This is a genomic window from Citrobacter sp. Cc139, assembly GCF_030334645.1.
Taxonomy (GTDB): Bacteria; Pseudomonadota; Gammaproteobacteria; order Enterobacterales; family Enterobacteriaceae; genus Citrobacter; species Citrobacter werkmanii.
Genome location: NZ_JAOWDM010000082.1, coordinates 482684 through 497010, shown reverse-complemented (window position 1 = coordinate 497010; position 14327 = coordinate 482684). Strand labels below are relative to the sequence as shown.

Below are 14327 nucleotides of genomic sequence, written 5' to 3'. Positions count from 1 at the left end.
ATTGCAGACGTAAGACACTGCCCGAAATCAGGAAGTGCGCCACCAACCGTGCAGAACAAATGTTGCTTTCATCTCAGATACCTTCTTCATGTGAACTTGCGTACTAGTTAACTAGTTCGGTGGAGTAAAGTCAACACCTGATTTCAGTAAATTTGTCGAAACCGCTATGATGGGCGTGTTACGACATTTATTGAAATGGGAGCCGCCTTGAGCGACACGAATTACGCAGTGATTTATGACCTGCACAGTCATACTACAGCCTCTGATGGGCGATTAACCCCTGAAGCCTTAGTACACCGTGCGGTAGAGATGCGAGTCGGCACACTGGCGATCACCGATCATGACACCACGGGCGGTATTGCGGCGGCAAGAGAAGAAATTTCACGTTCGGGTTTAGCGTTAAATCTGATCTCGGGCGTCGAGATTTCAACGGTGTGGGAAAATCATGAGATCCATATTGTGGGTCTGAATATAGATATTTCTCATCCATTGATGTGCGAGTTTTTGGCGCAACAAACGGAGCGTCGTCAGCAGCGCGCGCGCCTGATTGCTGAACGACTCGACAAAGCGCATATTCCCGGCGCATGGGAAGGCGCGTTGCGTCTGGCAGATGGCGGGGCGGTCACGCGGGGACATTTTGCGCGTTTTCTGGTGGAATGCGGAAAAGCCACGACTATTGCAGATGTTTTTAAAAAATACCTTGCCCGTGGGAAAACCGGTTACGTTCCGCCGCAGTGGTGTACAATAGAACAAGCTATTGATGTCATTCATCATTCTGGCGGTAAGGCAGTTCTGGCTCATCCGGGGCGGTACGATCTTAGCGCTAAGTGGCTGAAAAGACTGGTTGCATATTTCGCTGAACACCGTGGTGACGCGATGGAAGTGGCGCAGTGCCAACAGTCTCCCAATGAACGCACCCATCTGGCGACGCTTGCGCGCCAGCATCAATTGTGGGCATCGCAAGGATCTGATTTTCATCAGCCCTGCCCGTGGATTGAACTGGGTCGTAAACTCTGGTTGCCCGCAGGCGTAGAAGGCGTCTGGCAACTTTGGGAACAGCCTGAGATTACAGAGAGGAAAGTATGAGCCAGTTTTTTTATATTCATCCCGAAAACCCGCAGCAGCGGCTGATCAATCAGGCCGTTGAAATCGTGCGTAAGGGCGGGGTGATTGTCTATCCAACCGATTCCGGCTATGCGTTGGGCTGCAAAATTGAAGATAAAGGCGCAATGGAGCGCATTTGTCGCATTCGCCACCTGCCGGACGGACACAACTTTACGCTGATGTGCCGTGATCTGTCCGAACTGTCGACCTATTCGTTTGTCGATAACGTGGCTTTTCGTTTGATTAAAAATAACACGCCGGGCAACTACACCTTTATCCTGAAAGGGACGAAAGAAGTGCCACGCCGATTGTTGCAGGAAAAACGTAAGACCATCGGCCTGCGTGTGCCGTCGAATCCGATTGCGCTGGCGCTGCTGGAAGCGCTGGGCGAACCGATGCTTTCTACGTCGCTGATGCTGCCGGGCAGCGAATTTACCGAATCTGACCCGGAAGAGATTAAGGATCGCTTGGAGAAGCAGGTGGAGTTGATTATCCACGGCGGCTATCTCGGCCAGCAGCCGACCACGGTCATCGATTTAACTGACGATTCTCCGGTGGTCTTGCGTGAAGGCGTCGGCGACGTTAGACCTTTCTTATAAGGGCGTGAACCGCTATACTACGCGGCCTTAAAATGGCGCTGACTGGCGCCGTTGATTCTCCTGTTCGACGCCTGTGAAGGCGACATCTAAAGGAAGCTCTATGAGCGAAAAGTTACAAAAAGTGCTGGCGCGCGCCGGCCACGGTTCTCGCCGTGAAATTGAAACCATTATTGCCGCGGGCCGTGTGAGCGTTGATGGCAAAATTGCCACGCTTGGCGATCGCGTTGAAGTGACGCCGGGGCTGAAAATCCGTATCGACGGTCATCTGATTTCGGTTAAAGAGTCTGCGGAACAAATCTGTCGCGTCCTGGCCTATTACAAACCAGAAGGTGAACTGTGTACCCGTAACGATCCGGAAGGTCGTCCGACCGTGTTTGATCGTCTGCCAAAACTGCGCGATGCGCGCTGGATTGCCGTGGGGCGTCTGGATGTGAATACCTGCGGTTTACTGTTGTTCACTACCGACGGTGAACTGGCAAACCGTCTGATGCATCCAAGCCGTGAAGTTGAGCGTGAATATGCGGTGCGTGTGTTTGGTCAGGTTGATGACGCGAAACTGCGCGATCTGAGTCGTGGCGTACAGCTGGAAGATGGTCCGGCGGCGTTTAAAACAATCAAGTTCAGCGGTGGTGAAGGGATCAACCAGTGGTACAACGTCACGCTGACCGAAGGACGTAACCGTGAAGTACGTCGCCTGTGGGAAGCTGTAGGCGTGCAGGTAAGCCGTCTTATCCGTGTCCGTTACGGCGATATCCCGCTGCCGAAAGGCCTGCCGCGTGGCGGCTGGACGGAGCTTGATCTTGCGCAGACCAACTATTTGCGTGAACTGGTGGAGCTGAAGCCGGAAACGACCTCTAAAGTTGCCGTCGAGAAAGATCGTCGTCGGATGAAAGCGAACCAGATCCGTCGTGCGGTGAAGCGCCACTCACAGGTCGGCAGCAGCCGTCGTCCGGGCGGTCGCAGCAACAACGGTTAATCATGACCAGGCCTGATAAGCAAAGCGCCATCAGGCGTTAGCGTGGAGCCGGATGCGGCGCAAGCGCCTTATCCGGCCTGCTGTCAGTAATCAATTCCCATCTGAGCTTTCACGCCCGCTTCAAACGCGTGCTTAACCGGGCGCAGCTCGCTGACCGTATCTGCTAACTCCAGAATATCGCGATGACATCCCCGACCGGTGATAATCACCGTTTGATGGGCTGGGCGCGCATTTAAGGCATTGATAACTTCTTCAAGCGGCAGATAGTCGTACGCCACCATATAGGTCAGTTCGTCCAGGATAACCATATCCAGTTGAGCGTCAGCCAGCATTCGCTTTCCATGTTCCCATACGGCCATACAGGCTGCGGTATCCGACTCGCGGTTTTGCGTGTCCCAGGTAAATCCTGTCGCCATAACCTGAAACTCTACGCCATGGGGTTCGAGTAAGTTTCGTTCACCGTTTGGCCAGGTACCTTTAATAAATTGCACCACGCCGACTTTTTTACCATGGCCCACCGCGCGCGTGGCGGTCCCGAACGCTGCGGTGGTTTTACCCTTACCGTTTCCGGTGAACACGATAATGATCCCGCGCTCATCCTTTGCAGCGGCAACGCGGGCATCAACCCGCTCTTTAACGCGCTGCTGGCGTTGCTGGTAGCGTTCTTCACTCATTGAGCTATTCCTGGTTTACGGCCCGGTTGGGCATCGAAAGTCATACCGGTTTTACGGCGGCTGTCATCGCCCATCAGCCACAGATAGAGCGGCATAATATCGGCGGGAGTTTTCAATTTTTGCGGATCTTCAGTTGGAAATGCGCTGGCTCGCATGCCGGTACGCGTACCGCCTGGATTGATACAGTTTACGCGCAGGTGACGGTTCTGATATTCATCTGCCAGAACCTGCATCATGCCTTCGGTAGCGAATTTGGAAGTGGCATACGCTCCCCAATTGGCGCGTCCCTGGCGACCGACGCTGGAAGAGGTAAAGACCAGCGATCCAGCATCGGATTTCAGCAATAGCGGCAGCAATGCCTGGGTCAGCATAAAGGTGGCATTCACATTTACCTGCATGACATCTTGCCAGACCTGCGGATTTTGTTCGCTCATCGGACAAATATCACCCAGTAATCCGGCATTATGGAGAACACCATCCAGACGTGGAAAATGTGCGGCAATGCGCTGTGCAAGCTGGTGGCATTCTTCAGACGTACAAGTGAGCAGATCCAACGTGAACCAGTGTGGCTGCGTACCGTTTTCATCGGCAATAGTGCGGGCAACCTGGCGCAGTTTTTCTTCGTTACGCCCAAGCAGAATCACGGTCGCGCCGTATCGCGCATAGGTCTGTGCGGCTTCACGTCCGATACCATCACTGGCACCGGTAATCAGAATAATGCGGTCCTGTAAAAGGTCTTGTTTAGGTTGATAATGCACGGCTACTCCTCGGCAACGCTCTGGCCTTCTCGTTCGCGATAACGTTTCGGCTTTATGCCTTAAACCCTGTTCTTTTTCAATCAGCCAAAGGCAATAACACCGCAAAATGAACGCTTTGTCATGCTTTTTGCTGATTCTGCGCCAGGATGGATGAAGCAAGACGGGTTAAGCAGCCTGTTGTACACTGAGCGGAAATAGCGTTGTTTAACCAAGGTGGGTCTCGTGGAATTGTTGTCTGAATATGGGCTGTTTTTGGCAAAAATTGTCACTGTCGTGGTGGCTATTGCGGTAGTTGTGATGCTGATTGTGAACGCGACACAACGCAAGCGTCAGCGCGGGGAGCTGCGGGTTATTAACCTCAGCGAGCAATATAAAGAGATGAAGGATGATCTGTCGCTGGCGCTACTGGACGGGCATCAGCAAAAATTCTGGCATAAGGCGCAGAAAAAGAAACAGAAACTGGAAGCAAAGGCAGCCAAGGCAAAAGCGAAGCTGGGAGACAGTACATCATCTGATAAACCACGTGTATGGGTGCTGGATTTTAAAGGCAGCATGGACGCCCATGAGGTCAGCGCGTTACGTGAGGAAGTGACGGCGGTGTTGGCGGTTGTTAAACCGCAGGATCAAGTGGTGGTTCGCCTGGAAAGCCCGGGCGGTGTGGTCCATGGTTATGGTCTGGCTGCGTCGCAGTTACAGCGTTTGCGCGATAAGCAGATTCCGTTGACCGTAACGGTGGATAAAGTCGCCGCGAGCGGTGGATATATGATGGCCTGCGTAGCCGATAAAATTGTCTCAGCGCCGTTTGCTATTGTCGGCTCTATTGGCGTCGTGGCGCAGATCCCGAACTTTAACCGCTTTCTGAAAGGGAAGGATATTGATATCGAACTGCACACCGCCGGGCAGTATAAGCGTACGCTGACGCTGCTGGGTGAAAATACGGAAGAAGGGCGGCAGAAATTCCGCGAAGATCTGAATGAAACCCATCACCTGTTTAAAGATTTTGTGCAGCGCATGCGTCCGACTCTGGACATTGAACAGGTAGCTACCGGCGAACACTGGTTTGGGCAACAGGCGCTGGCAAACGGGCTGGTGGATGAAATCAATACCAGCGACGAAGTGATCCTCGGGCTAATGGAAGGTCGCGAAGTGTTAAGCGTTCGCTATATGCAGCGCAAAAAACTGATGGATCGCTTTACCGGGAGTGCGGCCGAGAGCGCCGATCGTTTGCTACTGCGCTGGTGGCAGCGAGGACAGAAACCGCTGATGTAAAATTGTCATTGCCGGATGGTGATGCTAAAGCATCTTATCCGGCCTTGAGGATCGTAACATCCCGGGCCGGATAAGGCGGAGCCGCCATCCGGCAAATCATTTCTTGTATTAATCGATCAAGTGATACTTTTCAGAAAGTACGTGCGCCAGGTGCTTAAACATATTAAACACCGCCGTACTCTTGGGCGTCGGAAGCCCTTGTTCGTCTAAAAAGTAATCTCCGCTGAAAACCAGCACGCCATTTCGCTGCGTAACGCCGGTGGCGACAATCCCCGCCAGCGTGTCCTCATGCTCACGAATGATTTTGTTGGCTTCAATCAGCAGCGTTTCGCGATCGATAGGTTGCGTGTCTTTATGCATTATTTACTCCTTAAACAAGGACATTAGTCTACGCCGAGCCCGGCTTATGGGCAAATATTCCCTGACATAAATGAAGGTCTTACGTCGGGGTTGCAACTGGCGGGATTTGTTTTTGCATGCTAATAAAGTTGCGTAACGCATTTTATCAGGTACAGTGTGACGCTTTCGTCAATCTGGCAACAGATTTGCTTGACATTCGACCAATACTTCGTCGTGCTATAGCGTTTGTGAGCAAAAAAGCCTGTTAACTCAGTTACATGAGAGTTACATTACAAGCGCGAAAAAGTTTAAGGGGTTGATATCCGCCGACGCAGAGACCATATCAATGTCTCGTCGCCAGTGGAAGGTGAATCAACGTGCGACGCATTCTGGAAGAATCAAATTAGGTAAAGGTGAATATGGGTAAAGCTCTTGTCATCGTTGAGTCCCCGGCAAAAGCCAAAACGATCAACAAGTATCTGGGTAATGACTACGTGGTGAAATCCAGCGTTGGTCATATCCGTGATTTGCCGACCAGTGGCTCAGCAACTAAAAAGAGCGCCGACTCAACCTCCACCAAAACGGCTAAAAAGCCCAAAAAGGATGAACGTGGCGCTCTCGTCAACCGCATGGGTGTTGACCCGTGGCACAACTGGGATGCGCGCTATGAAGTGCTGCCTGGTAAAGAGAAAGTTGTTTCTGAACTGAAGCAACTGGCTGAAAAAGCCGACCACATCTATCTCGCAACCGACCTTGACCGCGAAGGGGAAGCCATTGCATGGCACCTGCGGGAAGTAATCGGCGGCGATGACGCACGCTACAGCCGTGTGGTGTTTAACGAAATTACTAAAAACGCTATTCGTCAGGCGTTTGAAAAACCGGGCGAACTGAACATCGACCGGGTTAACGCGCAACAGGCGCGCCGCTTTATGGACCGCGTGGTGGGCTATATGGTGTCGCCGCTGCTGTGGAAAAAAATTGCGCGTGGTCTGTCAGCAGGCCGCGTACAGTCGGTTGCCGTGCGTCTGGTGGTTGAGCGCGAACGCGAAATCAAAGCATTTGTTCCAGAAGAGTTCTGGGAAATTGGTGCTGACACGACCACGCCTGGAGGCGATGCGTTGCCGCTTGAGGTGACGCACCAGAATGATAAACCGTTCCGCCCGGTCAATCGGGAACAAACGCTTGCCGCTGTCAGCCTGTTGGAAAAAGCGCGCTATAGCGTTCTGGAACGTGAAGATAAACCGACCAGCAGCAAGCCAGGCGCGCCGTTTATTACCTCCACGCTACAGCAGGCTGCGAGTACGCGACTGGGTTTTGGCGTGAAGAAAACCATGATGATGGCGCAGCGTTTGTATGAAGCGGGCTACATCACCTATATGCGTACTGACTCAACCAACCTGAGCCAGGATGCGGTGAACATGGTTCGCGAGTACATCAGCGATAATTTTGGCAAAAAATATCTGCCGGAGAGCGCGAACCAGTACGCCAGCAAAGAGAACTCTCAGGAAGCGCACGAAGCTATCCGTCCTTCCGATGTCGCCGTACAGGCGGAATCGCTGAAAGACATGGAAGCTGATGCGCAAAAACTGTACCAGCTGATCTGGCGTCAGTTTGTTGCCTGTCAGATGACGCCGGCGAAATACGACTCCACCACCTTAACCGTGGGCGCGGGTGATTTCCGCCTGAAAGCGCGTGGTCGTATTCTGCGTTTCGATGGCTGGACCAAAGTGATGCCTGCATTGCGTAAGGGCGATGAAGATCGCATCTTACCGGCCGTGGATAAAGGCGATACGTTGACGCTTGTCGAACTGACGCCAGCGCAACACTTTACCAAACCGCCTGCACGTTTCAGTGAAGCCTCGCTGGTTAAAGAGCTTGAAAAGCGGGGTATTGGTCGTCCATCAACGTATGCGTCGATTATTTCCACGATTCAGGATCGCGGCTATGTTCGTGTTGAGAACCGTCGCTTCTATGCTGAAAAAATGGGTGAAATCGTCACCGATCGTCTGGAAGAAAACTTCCGCGAATTGATGAACTACGATTTTACCGCGCAGATGGAAGACAGCCTCGACCAGGTGGCGAATCACGAAGCCGAATGGAAAGGCGTACTCGATAACTTCTTCACCGATTTTACTCAACAACTGGATAAAGCCGAAAAAGATCCTGAAGAGGGCGGTATGCGTCCGAACCAGATGGTGCTGACCAGTATTGATTGCCCGACCTGCGGACGCAAGATGGGTATTCGTACCGCCAGCACCGGCGTTTTCCTCGGCTGTTCCGGCTATGCGCTGTCGCCGAAAGAGCGTTGCAAAACCACCATTAACCTGGTGCCGGAAAACGAAGTGCTGAACGTGCTGGAAGGCGACGACGCGGAAACGAACGCTTTGCGCGCCAAACGTCGCTGCCAGAAGTGCGGTACGGCGATGGACAGCTACCTTATCGATCCTAAGCGTAAGCTGCATGTATGTGGTAATAACCCGACCTGCGACGGCTACGAGATCGAAGAGGGTGAATTCCGCATCAAGGGGTATGACGGTCCTATCGTTGAGTGCGAAAAATGTGGTTCTGAAATGCACCTGAAAATGGGGCGTTTCGGTAAGTACATGGCGTGTACCAACGACGAGTGCAAAAACACTCGTAAGATCCTGCGTAACGGTGAAGTCGCTCCGCCGAAAGAAGATCCGGTTCCGCTGCCGGAACTGCCGTGTGAAAAATCTGACGCGTATTTTGTGTTACGTGATGGCGCGGCAGGTATCTTCCTGGCGGCAAATACGTTCCCGAAATCACGTGAGACCCGCGCGCCGTTAGTGGAAGAGCTGTACCGCTTCCGCGATCGTCTGCCGGAAAAACTGCGCTATCTGGCAGATGCGCCGCAGACTGACCCGGACGGCAACAAGTCCATGGTTCGTTTCAGCCGTAAAACCAAGCAGCAATACGTTGCCGCTGAGAAAGACGGTAAGGCGACCGGTTGGTCAGCGTTCTTTGTTGACGGTAAATGGGTAGAAGGGAAGAAATAACGGCATTCCGCCTGAATTTCTCCTTAAAGGGTCGCGTAAGCGGCCCTTTTTGTTTCTGATGTATTATTTTTTGTCATGCCTATACAGCTTACATAGAAATGATATAGTGGTTATAGTTAACACGTTTTTTATTATTAAATCGTATTAGCAGCGCTAACTAGCCTGCTCTGAAACGATGATCTGATGGCATAAATCGGGATGGCTTGACATGAAATTACAGCAGCTTCGCTACATTGTTGAGGTGGTGAACCACAACCTTAATGTCTCCTCAACGGCGGAAGGGCTTTATACCTCCCAGCCAGGCATCAGTAAGCAAGTTCGTATGCTTGAAGATGAACTTGGCATCCAGATTTTTGCCCGTAGCGGCAAGCACCTGACGCAGGTTACGCCAGCGGGGCAGGAAGTCATCCGTATTGCGCGTGAGGTTCTGTCGAAGGTGGATGCCATTAAGTCGGTGGCCGGCGAACATACCTGGCCGGACAAAGGCTCGTTATACATCGCGACGACCCACACGCAAGCACGTTACGCACTGCCAAACGTGATTAAAGGTTTTATTGAGCGTTACCCTCGCGTCTCTTTGCACATGCACCAGGGATCGCCGACGCAAATCGCCGAAGCGGTATCGAAAGGGAATGCAGACTTTGCCATTGCGACAGAAGCCCTGCATCTGTATGACGATTTGGTGATGCTGCCTTGCTATCACTGGAACCGCTCGATCGTCGTGACGCCGGATCATCCGCTGGCGGGAAAAGCGTCCGTTTCTATTGAAGAGTTAGCGCAGTATCCGCTGGTCACCTACACCTTCGGTTTTACCGGGCGTTCGGAACTGGATACCGCGTTTAACCGTGCGGGTCTGGAACCGCGTATAGTATTTACCGCGACCGATGCCGATGTCATTAAAACCTATGTGCGTCTGGGGCTTGGGGTGGGGGTGATTGCCAGCATGGCGGTTGATCCCGTCTCCGACCCTGATCTTGTACGTGTTGACGCGCACGATATCTTCAGTCATAGCACCACCAAAATTGGTTTTCGTCGCAGCACGTTTTTACGCAGTTACATGTATGATTTTATTCAACGTTTCGCGCCGCATCTGACGCGAGATGTGGTGGATACTGCGGTAGCGTTGCGTTCTAACGATGATATAGAAGCCATGTTTAAAGATATTAAATTGCCTGAGAAATAATACCGGCAGTTACCTCGTCGGTATCCTTCTGCATAAAGCGATACCGACGGGAGACGCTGAATTAATCGATAATTTACTGTGAATAAATTAACCATATATAGTTTATGGAAAAGGTTCTCTAAAGTAGTTTCAAATTAGTCAGCTTGCCAAAAATTCCTTTCAAATATTGATAACCGATCAAACAATCGATTTATTTATCAGGACGAGTCCGAAAATTAACTGGCTTTTTTTTGCCTTTTTTATTAGGATTCCTCCTATCTGATGATTAATTGTACCGATTGTTTGGTGCCTAAATGATAAGTGATTTCGATAGTATGAGGTTAGCGATGCCTTCAGGAAACCAGCCAGCACGCAGGGATCCCGTGATGAAACGTAAAGCCTGGTTTGCTGTTTTTCTCGGCTCCGCAGTGTTCTGGATTGTCGTCGCGCTCGTGGCCTGGCAAGTGTGGGGGTAGGTCATGTCCGCACCGGAACAACACACCACCGTGACGCCATCTCCCCATGAAAATGAACCAGATAGCAATACCGGCGCAGAGAATGGGCCGGAAATCCCCACCTCCTGGACGCTTTCCCCTGAACAACGCGCGTTTATTGATCTGTTTACTGATGATGAACAGAAACAGTAATTAATACGAATTTTATCGTCATTATTATTCGTCCTCTGTCTGATATCTCGTATGACTTATTACGTACAATCGCGATGTCCACTCTAATCAGCATATTATCGACTACCAACATGCCTGTTACACATTAACGCTATCAACTTCCGCTCTCGAATCTTCCCCGCGTATTTCACACCGCACTCCGCTCTTCCGATGTTTACACTTTTATCAATTTGAGTTGTTATCAAAGCGTTACATTTTGTTTGTGTTATCTTTAATACTAACCCTGAAGAAAATCAGGGGATCTAACCCTGTCATTTAAGGAGGAGCTATGTCGTCGACCCTACGCGAAGCCAGTATGGACACATTGCAGGTTAATGATAAAACCTACCGTTACTACAGCTTGCCTCTGGCCGCACAAACACTGGGTGATATCACCCGCCTGCCCAAATCGCTAAAAGTTTTGCTGGAGAACCTGCTTCGCTGGCAGGACGGAAATACCGTTACCGAAGACGATATTCATGCGCTGGCGCGTTGGCTGAAAACCGCGCATGCCGACCGTGAGATTGCCTATCGACCTGCTCGCGTTTTGATGCAGGACTTTACTGGCGTACCCGCAGTGGTCGATCTGGCCGCTATGCGCGAAGCGGTAAAACGTTTGGGCGGGGATACGGCAAAAGTGAATCCGCTTTCGCCAGTGGATCTTGTCATTGACCACTCCGTAACGGTGGATCGTTTCGGTGATGATGACGCTTTCGAAGAGAACGTCCGTCTGGAAATGGAACGTAACCATGAGCGCTATGTGTTCCTGAAATGGGGACAGCAAGCATTCAGTCGCTTCAGCGTCGTGCCGCCGGGAACGGGGATTTGCCACCAGGTTAACCTTGAGTATTTGGGTAAAGCCGTCTGGAGCGAATTACAAAACGGTGAATGGGTGGCTTATCCGGATACGCTGGTCGGTACTGACTCCCATACTACGATGATAAATGGTCTCGGTGTGCTGGGCTGGGGCGTCGGCGGCATTGAAGCCGAAGCCGCGATGCTGGGCCAGCCGGTCTCTATGCTTATCCCTGACGTGGTGGGCTTCAAGTTGGTAGGTAAACTGCGGGAAGGTATCACCGCGACCGATCTGGTGCTGACCGTCACCCAAATGCTGCGTAAGCATGGTGTGGTTGGGAAATTTGTTGAATTCTATGGTGATGGCCTGGATACCTTACCGCTGGCCGATCGGGCAACCATTGCGAACATGTCGCCGGAATATGGCGCAACCTGTGGTTTCTTCCCGATTGATGACATCACGCTTGAATATATGCGCCTGAGCGGACGCAGTGAGGAGCAGGTCGACCTGGTCGGCGCTTATGCTAAAGCGCAGGGGATGTGGCGTAACCCAGGCGATGAACCTGTATTTACCAGTTCGCTGGAGCTGGATATGGGCAGTGTGGAAGCGAGCCTTGCCGGACCGAAGCGTCCACAGGATCGAGTGGCACTCGCAGATGTCCCGAAAGCGTTCTCGGCGAGTAACGAGCTTGAGGTGAATAGCTCGCTAAAAGATCGTCAGCCAGTGGATTATACAATGAACGGGCATCAATACCTGTTGCCGGATGGCGCGGTGGTGATTGCGGCGATCACCTCCTGTACCAACACCTCTAACCCAAGCGTATTGATGGCGGCGGGGCTGCTGGCGAAGAAAGCGGTTACGCTCGGTCTGAAACGTCAACCCTGGGTTAAAGCCTCGCTGGCGCCTGGCTCTAAAGTCGTTTCTGACTATCTTGCGCAGGCCGGGTTCACACCGTATCTTGACGAGTTGGGCTTTAACCTCGTGGGTTATGGCTGTACCACCTGTATAGGTAATTCCGGACCGTTGCCCGATCCTATTGAGACGGCTATCAAAAAAGGCGACCTCACGGTCGGCGCAGTGCTTTCCGGCAACCGTAATTTTGAAGGCCGCATCCATCCGCTCGTCAAGACGAACTGGTTGGCGTCACCGCCGCTGGTAGTCGCTTACGCGCTGGCGGGGAATATGAATATTAACCTGACGAAAGACCCGTTAGGTCATGACAGAAAAGGCGATCCCGTTTACCTGAAAGATATCTGGCCAACTGCCCAGGAAATCGCCCGGGCCGTCGAGCAGGTCTCTACCGCGATGTTCCATAAAGAGTATGCCGAAGTATTTGAAGGCACGCCGGAATGGAAAGCGATTCAAGTTGATCGGGCTGACACCTATGGCTGGCAGTCTGACTCGACCTATATTCGTTTGTCGCCGTTCTTTGATGGTATGCAGGCTACGCCGGATCCGGTACAGGACATTCATGGCGCACGCATTTTGGCGATGTTAGGCGACTCGGTGACCACCGATCACATTTCTCCAGCCGGTAGCATTAAAGCGGATAGCCCGGCCGGTCGGTATCTGCAAAGCCACGGCGTTGAGCGCAAAGACTTTAACTCCTACGGTTCCCGCCGCGGAAACCATGAAGTGATGATGCGCGGTACTTTTGCCAATATACGTATCCGCAATGAGATGGTGCCTGGCGTGGAAGGCGGAATGACGCGGCATTTACCGGGGACGGAAGTGGTAGCTATCTATGATGCGGCCATGCAATACCAACAGGAGAATGTTCCGCTGGCGGTCATTGCCGGTAAGGAATATGGTTCTGGCTCCAGTCGTGACTGGGCTGCGAAAGGCCCACGCTTGCTGGGTGTGCGCGTGGTGATTGCTGAGTCCTTTGAGCGAATTCACCGTTCTAACCTGATCGGCATGGGGATTTTACCGCTTGAATTCCCACAGGGGGTTACGCGTAAAACGCTGGGATTAACCGGTGAGGAAGCGATTGATATTACGGATCTGCAAAACATTAAACCGGGGGCGACAGTTCCGGTAAGTTTGACCCGTGCGGATGGGCATAAAGAGGTGATTTTATGCCGTTGCCGCATCGATACCGCGACGGAGTTAACGTATTACCAGAACGACGGCATTCTGCACTACGTCATTCGTAATATGTTGAACTGACATGTAAAAAGCCTGCGTGAGCAGGCTTTTTTCTGTACCGGGTAAATGGAAATTATTTATTTAACAAATGGCCCATTTTCGCGGCTTTGGTATCCAGATAATGTTCATTATTCGGGTTACGGCCCACAATCAACGGCACGCGTTCAACGATATTGATACCCGCCTCGGTCAGAATTTCCACCTTCTTCGGGTTATTGGTCAACAAACGTACCTCGTCAACGCCCAGCAGTTTGAACATGTCCGCACACAGTGTGAAATCACGCTCGTCTGCTGCAAAGCCTAACTGATGATTGGCTTCAACGGTATCATAACCCTGGTCCTGCAGCGCATAGGCGCGGATTTTATTTAACAGTCCAATGTTGCGCCCTTCCTGACGATGATAGAGCAGAATGCCACGCCCTTCTTCGGCAATATGCGACAGGGCTGCTTCGAGCTGGAAACCGCAATCGCAACGCAGGCTAAACAGCGCATCGCCAGTCAGACACTCAGAGTGGACACGCGCCAGGACAGGCGTTTGGCCTGTAATATCGCCAAAAATTAGTGCGACATGATCGTGTCCGGTTGCCAGTTCTTCAAATCCCACCATCAGGAAATCACCCCAGGGGGTTGGCAGTTTGGCTTCTGCCACACGTTTAAGCTGCATGTAATTCTCCAGATTATGCTGGCACTGTCGTGCCGTCGCCTGTTGGCTTCTGTTCTGTATTGCACTATTTTGCCATAAGCCAGCGATGTTCACCTAATTGCGACAACGGATTCGCTTTTGGAATGGCACAAAATTGTCAATTTTCCCGGCGTGCGC

At 51.9% G+C, this 14327-nt stretch carries 14 protein-coding genes and 1 other annotated feature (1 of these 15 cut by a window edge); of the genes, 9 read left to right on the top strand and 5 right to left on the bottom strand.

Annotation, left to right across the window (positions count from 1 at the left end; all coding sequences use genetic code 11):
* Positions 1 to 51: a sequence feature (Trp leader region), on the bottom strand (it extends 44 nt beyond the left edge of the window).
* On the bottom strand, positions 28 to 72 hold the full coding sequence (trpL, locus tag OGV69_RS14605; protein WP_012905981.1) for a trp operon leader peptide: 45 nt from the start codon (positions 70 to 72) through the stop codon (positions 28 to 30). (Overlaps the previous feature by 24 nt.)
* Before the next feature lie 135 nt (positions 73 to 207).
* Between trpL and rnm the strand changes: the two genes are divergently transcribed.
* The 3 genes from rnm (at position 208) to rluB (ending at position 2679) form a co-directional block, all read left to right on the top strand.
* Positions 208 to 1086 carry an RNase RNM gene (gene rnm, locus OGV69_RS14600; protein WP_069324976.1) on the top strand — a complete coding sequence of 293 codons (879 nt, stop codon included), beginning with the start codon at positions 208 to 210 and terminating at the stop codon, positions 1084 to 1086.
* Positions 1083 to 1703 carry an L-threonylcarbamoyladenylate synthase gene (locus OGV69_RS14595; protein ID WP_038640974.1) on the top strand — a complete coding sequence of 207 codons (621 nt, stop codon included), beginning with the start codon at positions 1083 to 1085 and terminating at the stop codon, positions 1701 to 1703. The genes rnm and OGV69_RS14595 overlap by 4 nt, the downstream gene beginning before the upstream one ends.
* 100 nt (positions 1704 to 1803) lie before the next feature.
* On the top strand, positions 1804 to 2679 hold the full coding sequence (gene rluB / locus OGV69_RS14590; RefSeq protein WP_038640972.1) for a 23S rRNA pseudouridine(2605) synthase RluB: 876 nt from the start codon (positions 1804 to 1806) through the stop codon (positions 2677 to 2679).
* Between the two features lie 83 nt (positions 2680 to 2762).
* On the opposite strand, the gene cobO is transcribed toward rluB, so the two are convergent.
* Both cobO and OGV69_RS14580 read right to left on the bottom strand, forming a co-directional pair.
* The gene (gene cobO, locus OGV69_RS14585; RefSeq protein ID WP_069324977.1) at positions 2763 to 3353 is read right to left on the bottom strand and encodes a cob(I)yrinic acid a,c-diamide adenosyltransferase; all 591 of its coding nucleotides are present in this window, start codon (positions 3351 to 3353) and stop codon (positions 2763 to 2765) included.
* Positions 3350 to 4111, bottom strand: coding sequence for a YciK family oxidoreductase (locus OGV69_RS14580; RefSeq protein WP_038640968.1), 762 nt, complete (start codon positions 4109 to 4111; stop codon positions 3350 to 3352). The genes cobO and OGV69_RS14580 overlap by 4 nt, the downstream gene beginning before the upstream one ends.
* Before the next feature lie 222 nt (positions 4112 to 4333).
* Here OGV69_RS14580 and sohB point away from each other — a divergent pair, with 222 nt between their 5' ends.
* Positions 4334 to 5380: a protease SohB gene (gene sohB / locus OGV69_RS14575; protein ID WP_069324978.1), complete on the top strand. Its 1047-nt coding sequence runs from the start codon at positions 4334 to 4336 to the stop codon at positions 5378 to 5380.
* A gap of 108 nt (positions 5381 to 5488) precedes the next feature.
* On the opposite strand, the gene OGV69_RS14570 is transcribed toward sohB, so the two are convergent.
* Positions 5489 to 5740: a YciN family protein gene (locus OGV69_RS14570; protein ID WP_003020616.1), complete on the bottom strand. Its 252-nt coding sequence runs from the start codon at positions 5738 to 5740 to the stop codon at positions 5489 to 5491.
* 398 nt (positions 5741 to 6138) lie between these two features.
* Here OGV69_RS14570 and topA point away from each other — a divergent pair, with 398 nt between their 5' ends.
* The 5 genes from topA to acnA all read left to right on the top strand — a co-directional run bounded on the left by topA (position 6139) and on the right by acnA (position 13528).
* Positions 6139 to 8736, top strand: coding sequence for a type I DNA topoisomerase (gene topA / locus OGV69_RS14565; protein WP_038640964.1), 2598 nt, complete (start codon positions 6139 to 6141; stop codon positions 8734 to 8736).
* A gap of 208 nt (positions 8737 to 8944) precedes the next feature.
* A complete protein-coding gene (gene cysB / locus OGV69_RS14560) occupies positions 8945 to 9919 on the top strand; it encodes an HTH-type transcriptional regulator CysB (RefSeq protein WP_042308079.1) in 975 nt (324 codons plus the stop codon).
* 293 nt (positions 9920 to 10212) lie between these two features.
* Positions 10213 to 10374, top strand: a complete 162-nt coding sequence (locus OGV69_RS14555; RefSeq protein WP_165353571.1) for a YmiA family putative membrane protein — start codon at positions 10213 to 10215, stop codon at positions 10372 to 10374.
* A gap of 3 nt (positions 10375 to 10377) precedes the next feature.
* Positions 10378 to 10545, top strand: a complete 168-nt coding sequence (locus OGV69_RS14550) for a YciX family protein (protein WP_176722621.1) — start codon at positions 10378 to 10380, stop codon at positions 10543 to 10545.
* Positions 10546 to 10852: 307 nt separating this feature from the next.
* Complete coding sequence (acnA, locus tag OGV69_RS14545) at positions 10853 to 13528, top strand: aconitate hydratase AcnA (RefSeq protein WP_038640960.1); 2676 nt, start codon at positions 10853 to 10855, stop codon at positions 13526 to 13528.
* 52 nt (positions 13529 to 13580) lie between these two features.
* Here acnA and ribA read toward each other — a convergent pair whose 3' ends face one another.
* The gene (gene ribA / locus OGV69_RS14540) at positions 13581 to 14171 is read right to left on the bottom strand and encodes a GTP cyclohydrolase II (RefSeq protein ID WP_038640958.1); all 591 of its coding nucleotides are present in this window, start codon (positions 14169 to 14171) and stop codon (positions 13581 to 13583) included.
* Positions 14172 to 14327 lie beyond the last annotated feature (156 nt).

Bases quoted from the DNA above. Each gene is read 5' to 3' on its own strand.
- OGV69_RS14550 (WP_176722621.1), top strand. From the start codon at position 10,378: ATGTCCGCACCGGAACAACACACCACCGTGACGCCATCTCCCCATGAA.
- ribA (WP_038640958.1), bottom strand. From the start codon at position 14,171: ATGCAGCTTAAACGTGTGGCAGAAGCCAAACTGCCAACCCCCTGGGGT.
- rluB (WP_038640972.1), top strand. From the start codon at position 1,804: ATGAGCGAAAAGTTACAAAAAGTGCTGGCGCGCGCCGGCCACGGTTCT.
- OGV69_RS14595 (WP_038640974.1), top strand. From the start codon at position 1,083: ATGAGCCAGTTTTTTTATATTCATCCCGAAAACCCGCAGCAGCGGCTG.
- topA (WP_038640964.1), top strand. From the start codon at position 6,139: ATGGGTAAAGCTCTTGTCATCGTTGAGTCCCCGGCAAAAGCCAAAACG.
- acnA (WP_038640960.1), top strand. From the start codon at position 10,853: ATGTCGTCGACCCTACGCGAAGCCAGTATGGACACATTGCAGGTTAAT.
- cysB (WP_042308079.1), top strand. From the start codon at position 8,945: ATGAAATTACAGCAGCTTCGCTACATTGTTGAGGTGGTGAACCACAAC.
- OGV69_RS14570 (WP_003020616.1), bottom strand. From the start codon at position 5,740: ATGCATAAAGACACGCAACCTATCGATCGCGAAACGCTGCTGATTGAA.
- cobO (WP_069324977.1), bottom strand. From the start codon at position 3,353: ATGAGTGAAGAACGCTACCAGCAACGCCAGCAGCGCGTTAAAGAGCGG.
- OGV69_RS14555 (WP_165353571.1), top strand. From the start codon at position 10,213: ATGATAAGTGATTTCGATAGTATGAGGTTAGCGATGCCTTCAGGAAAC.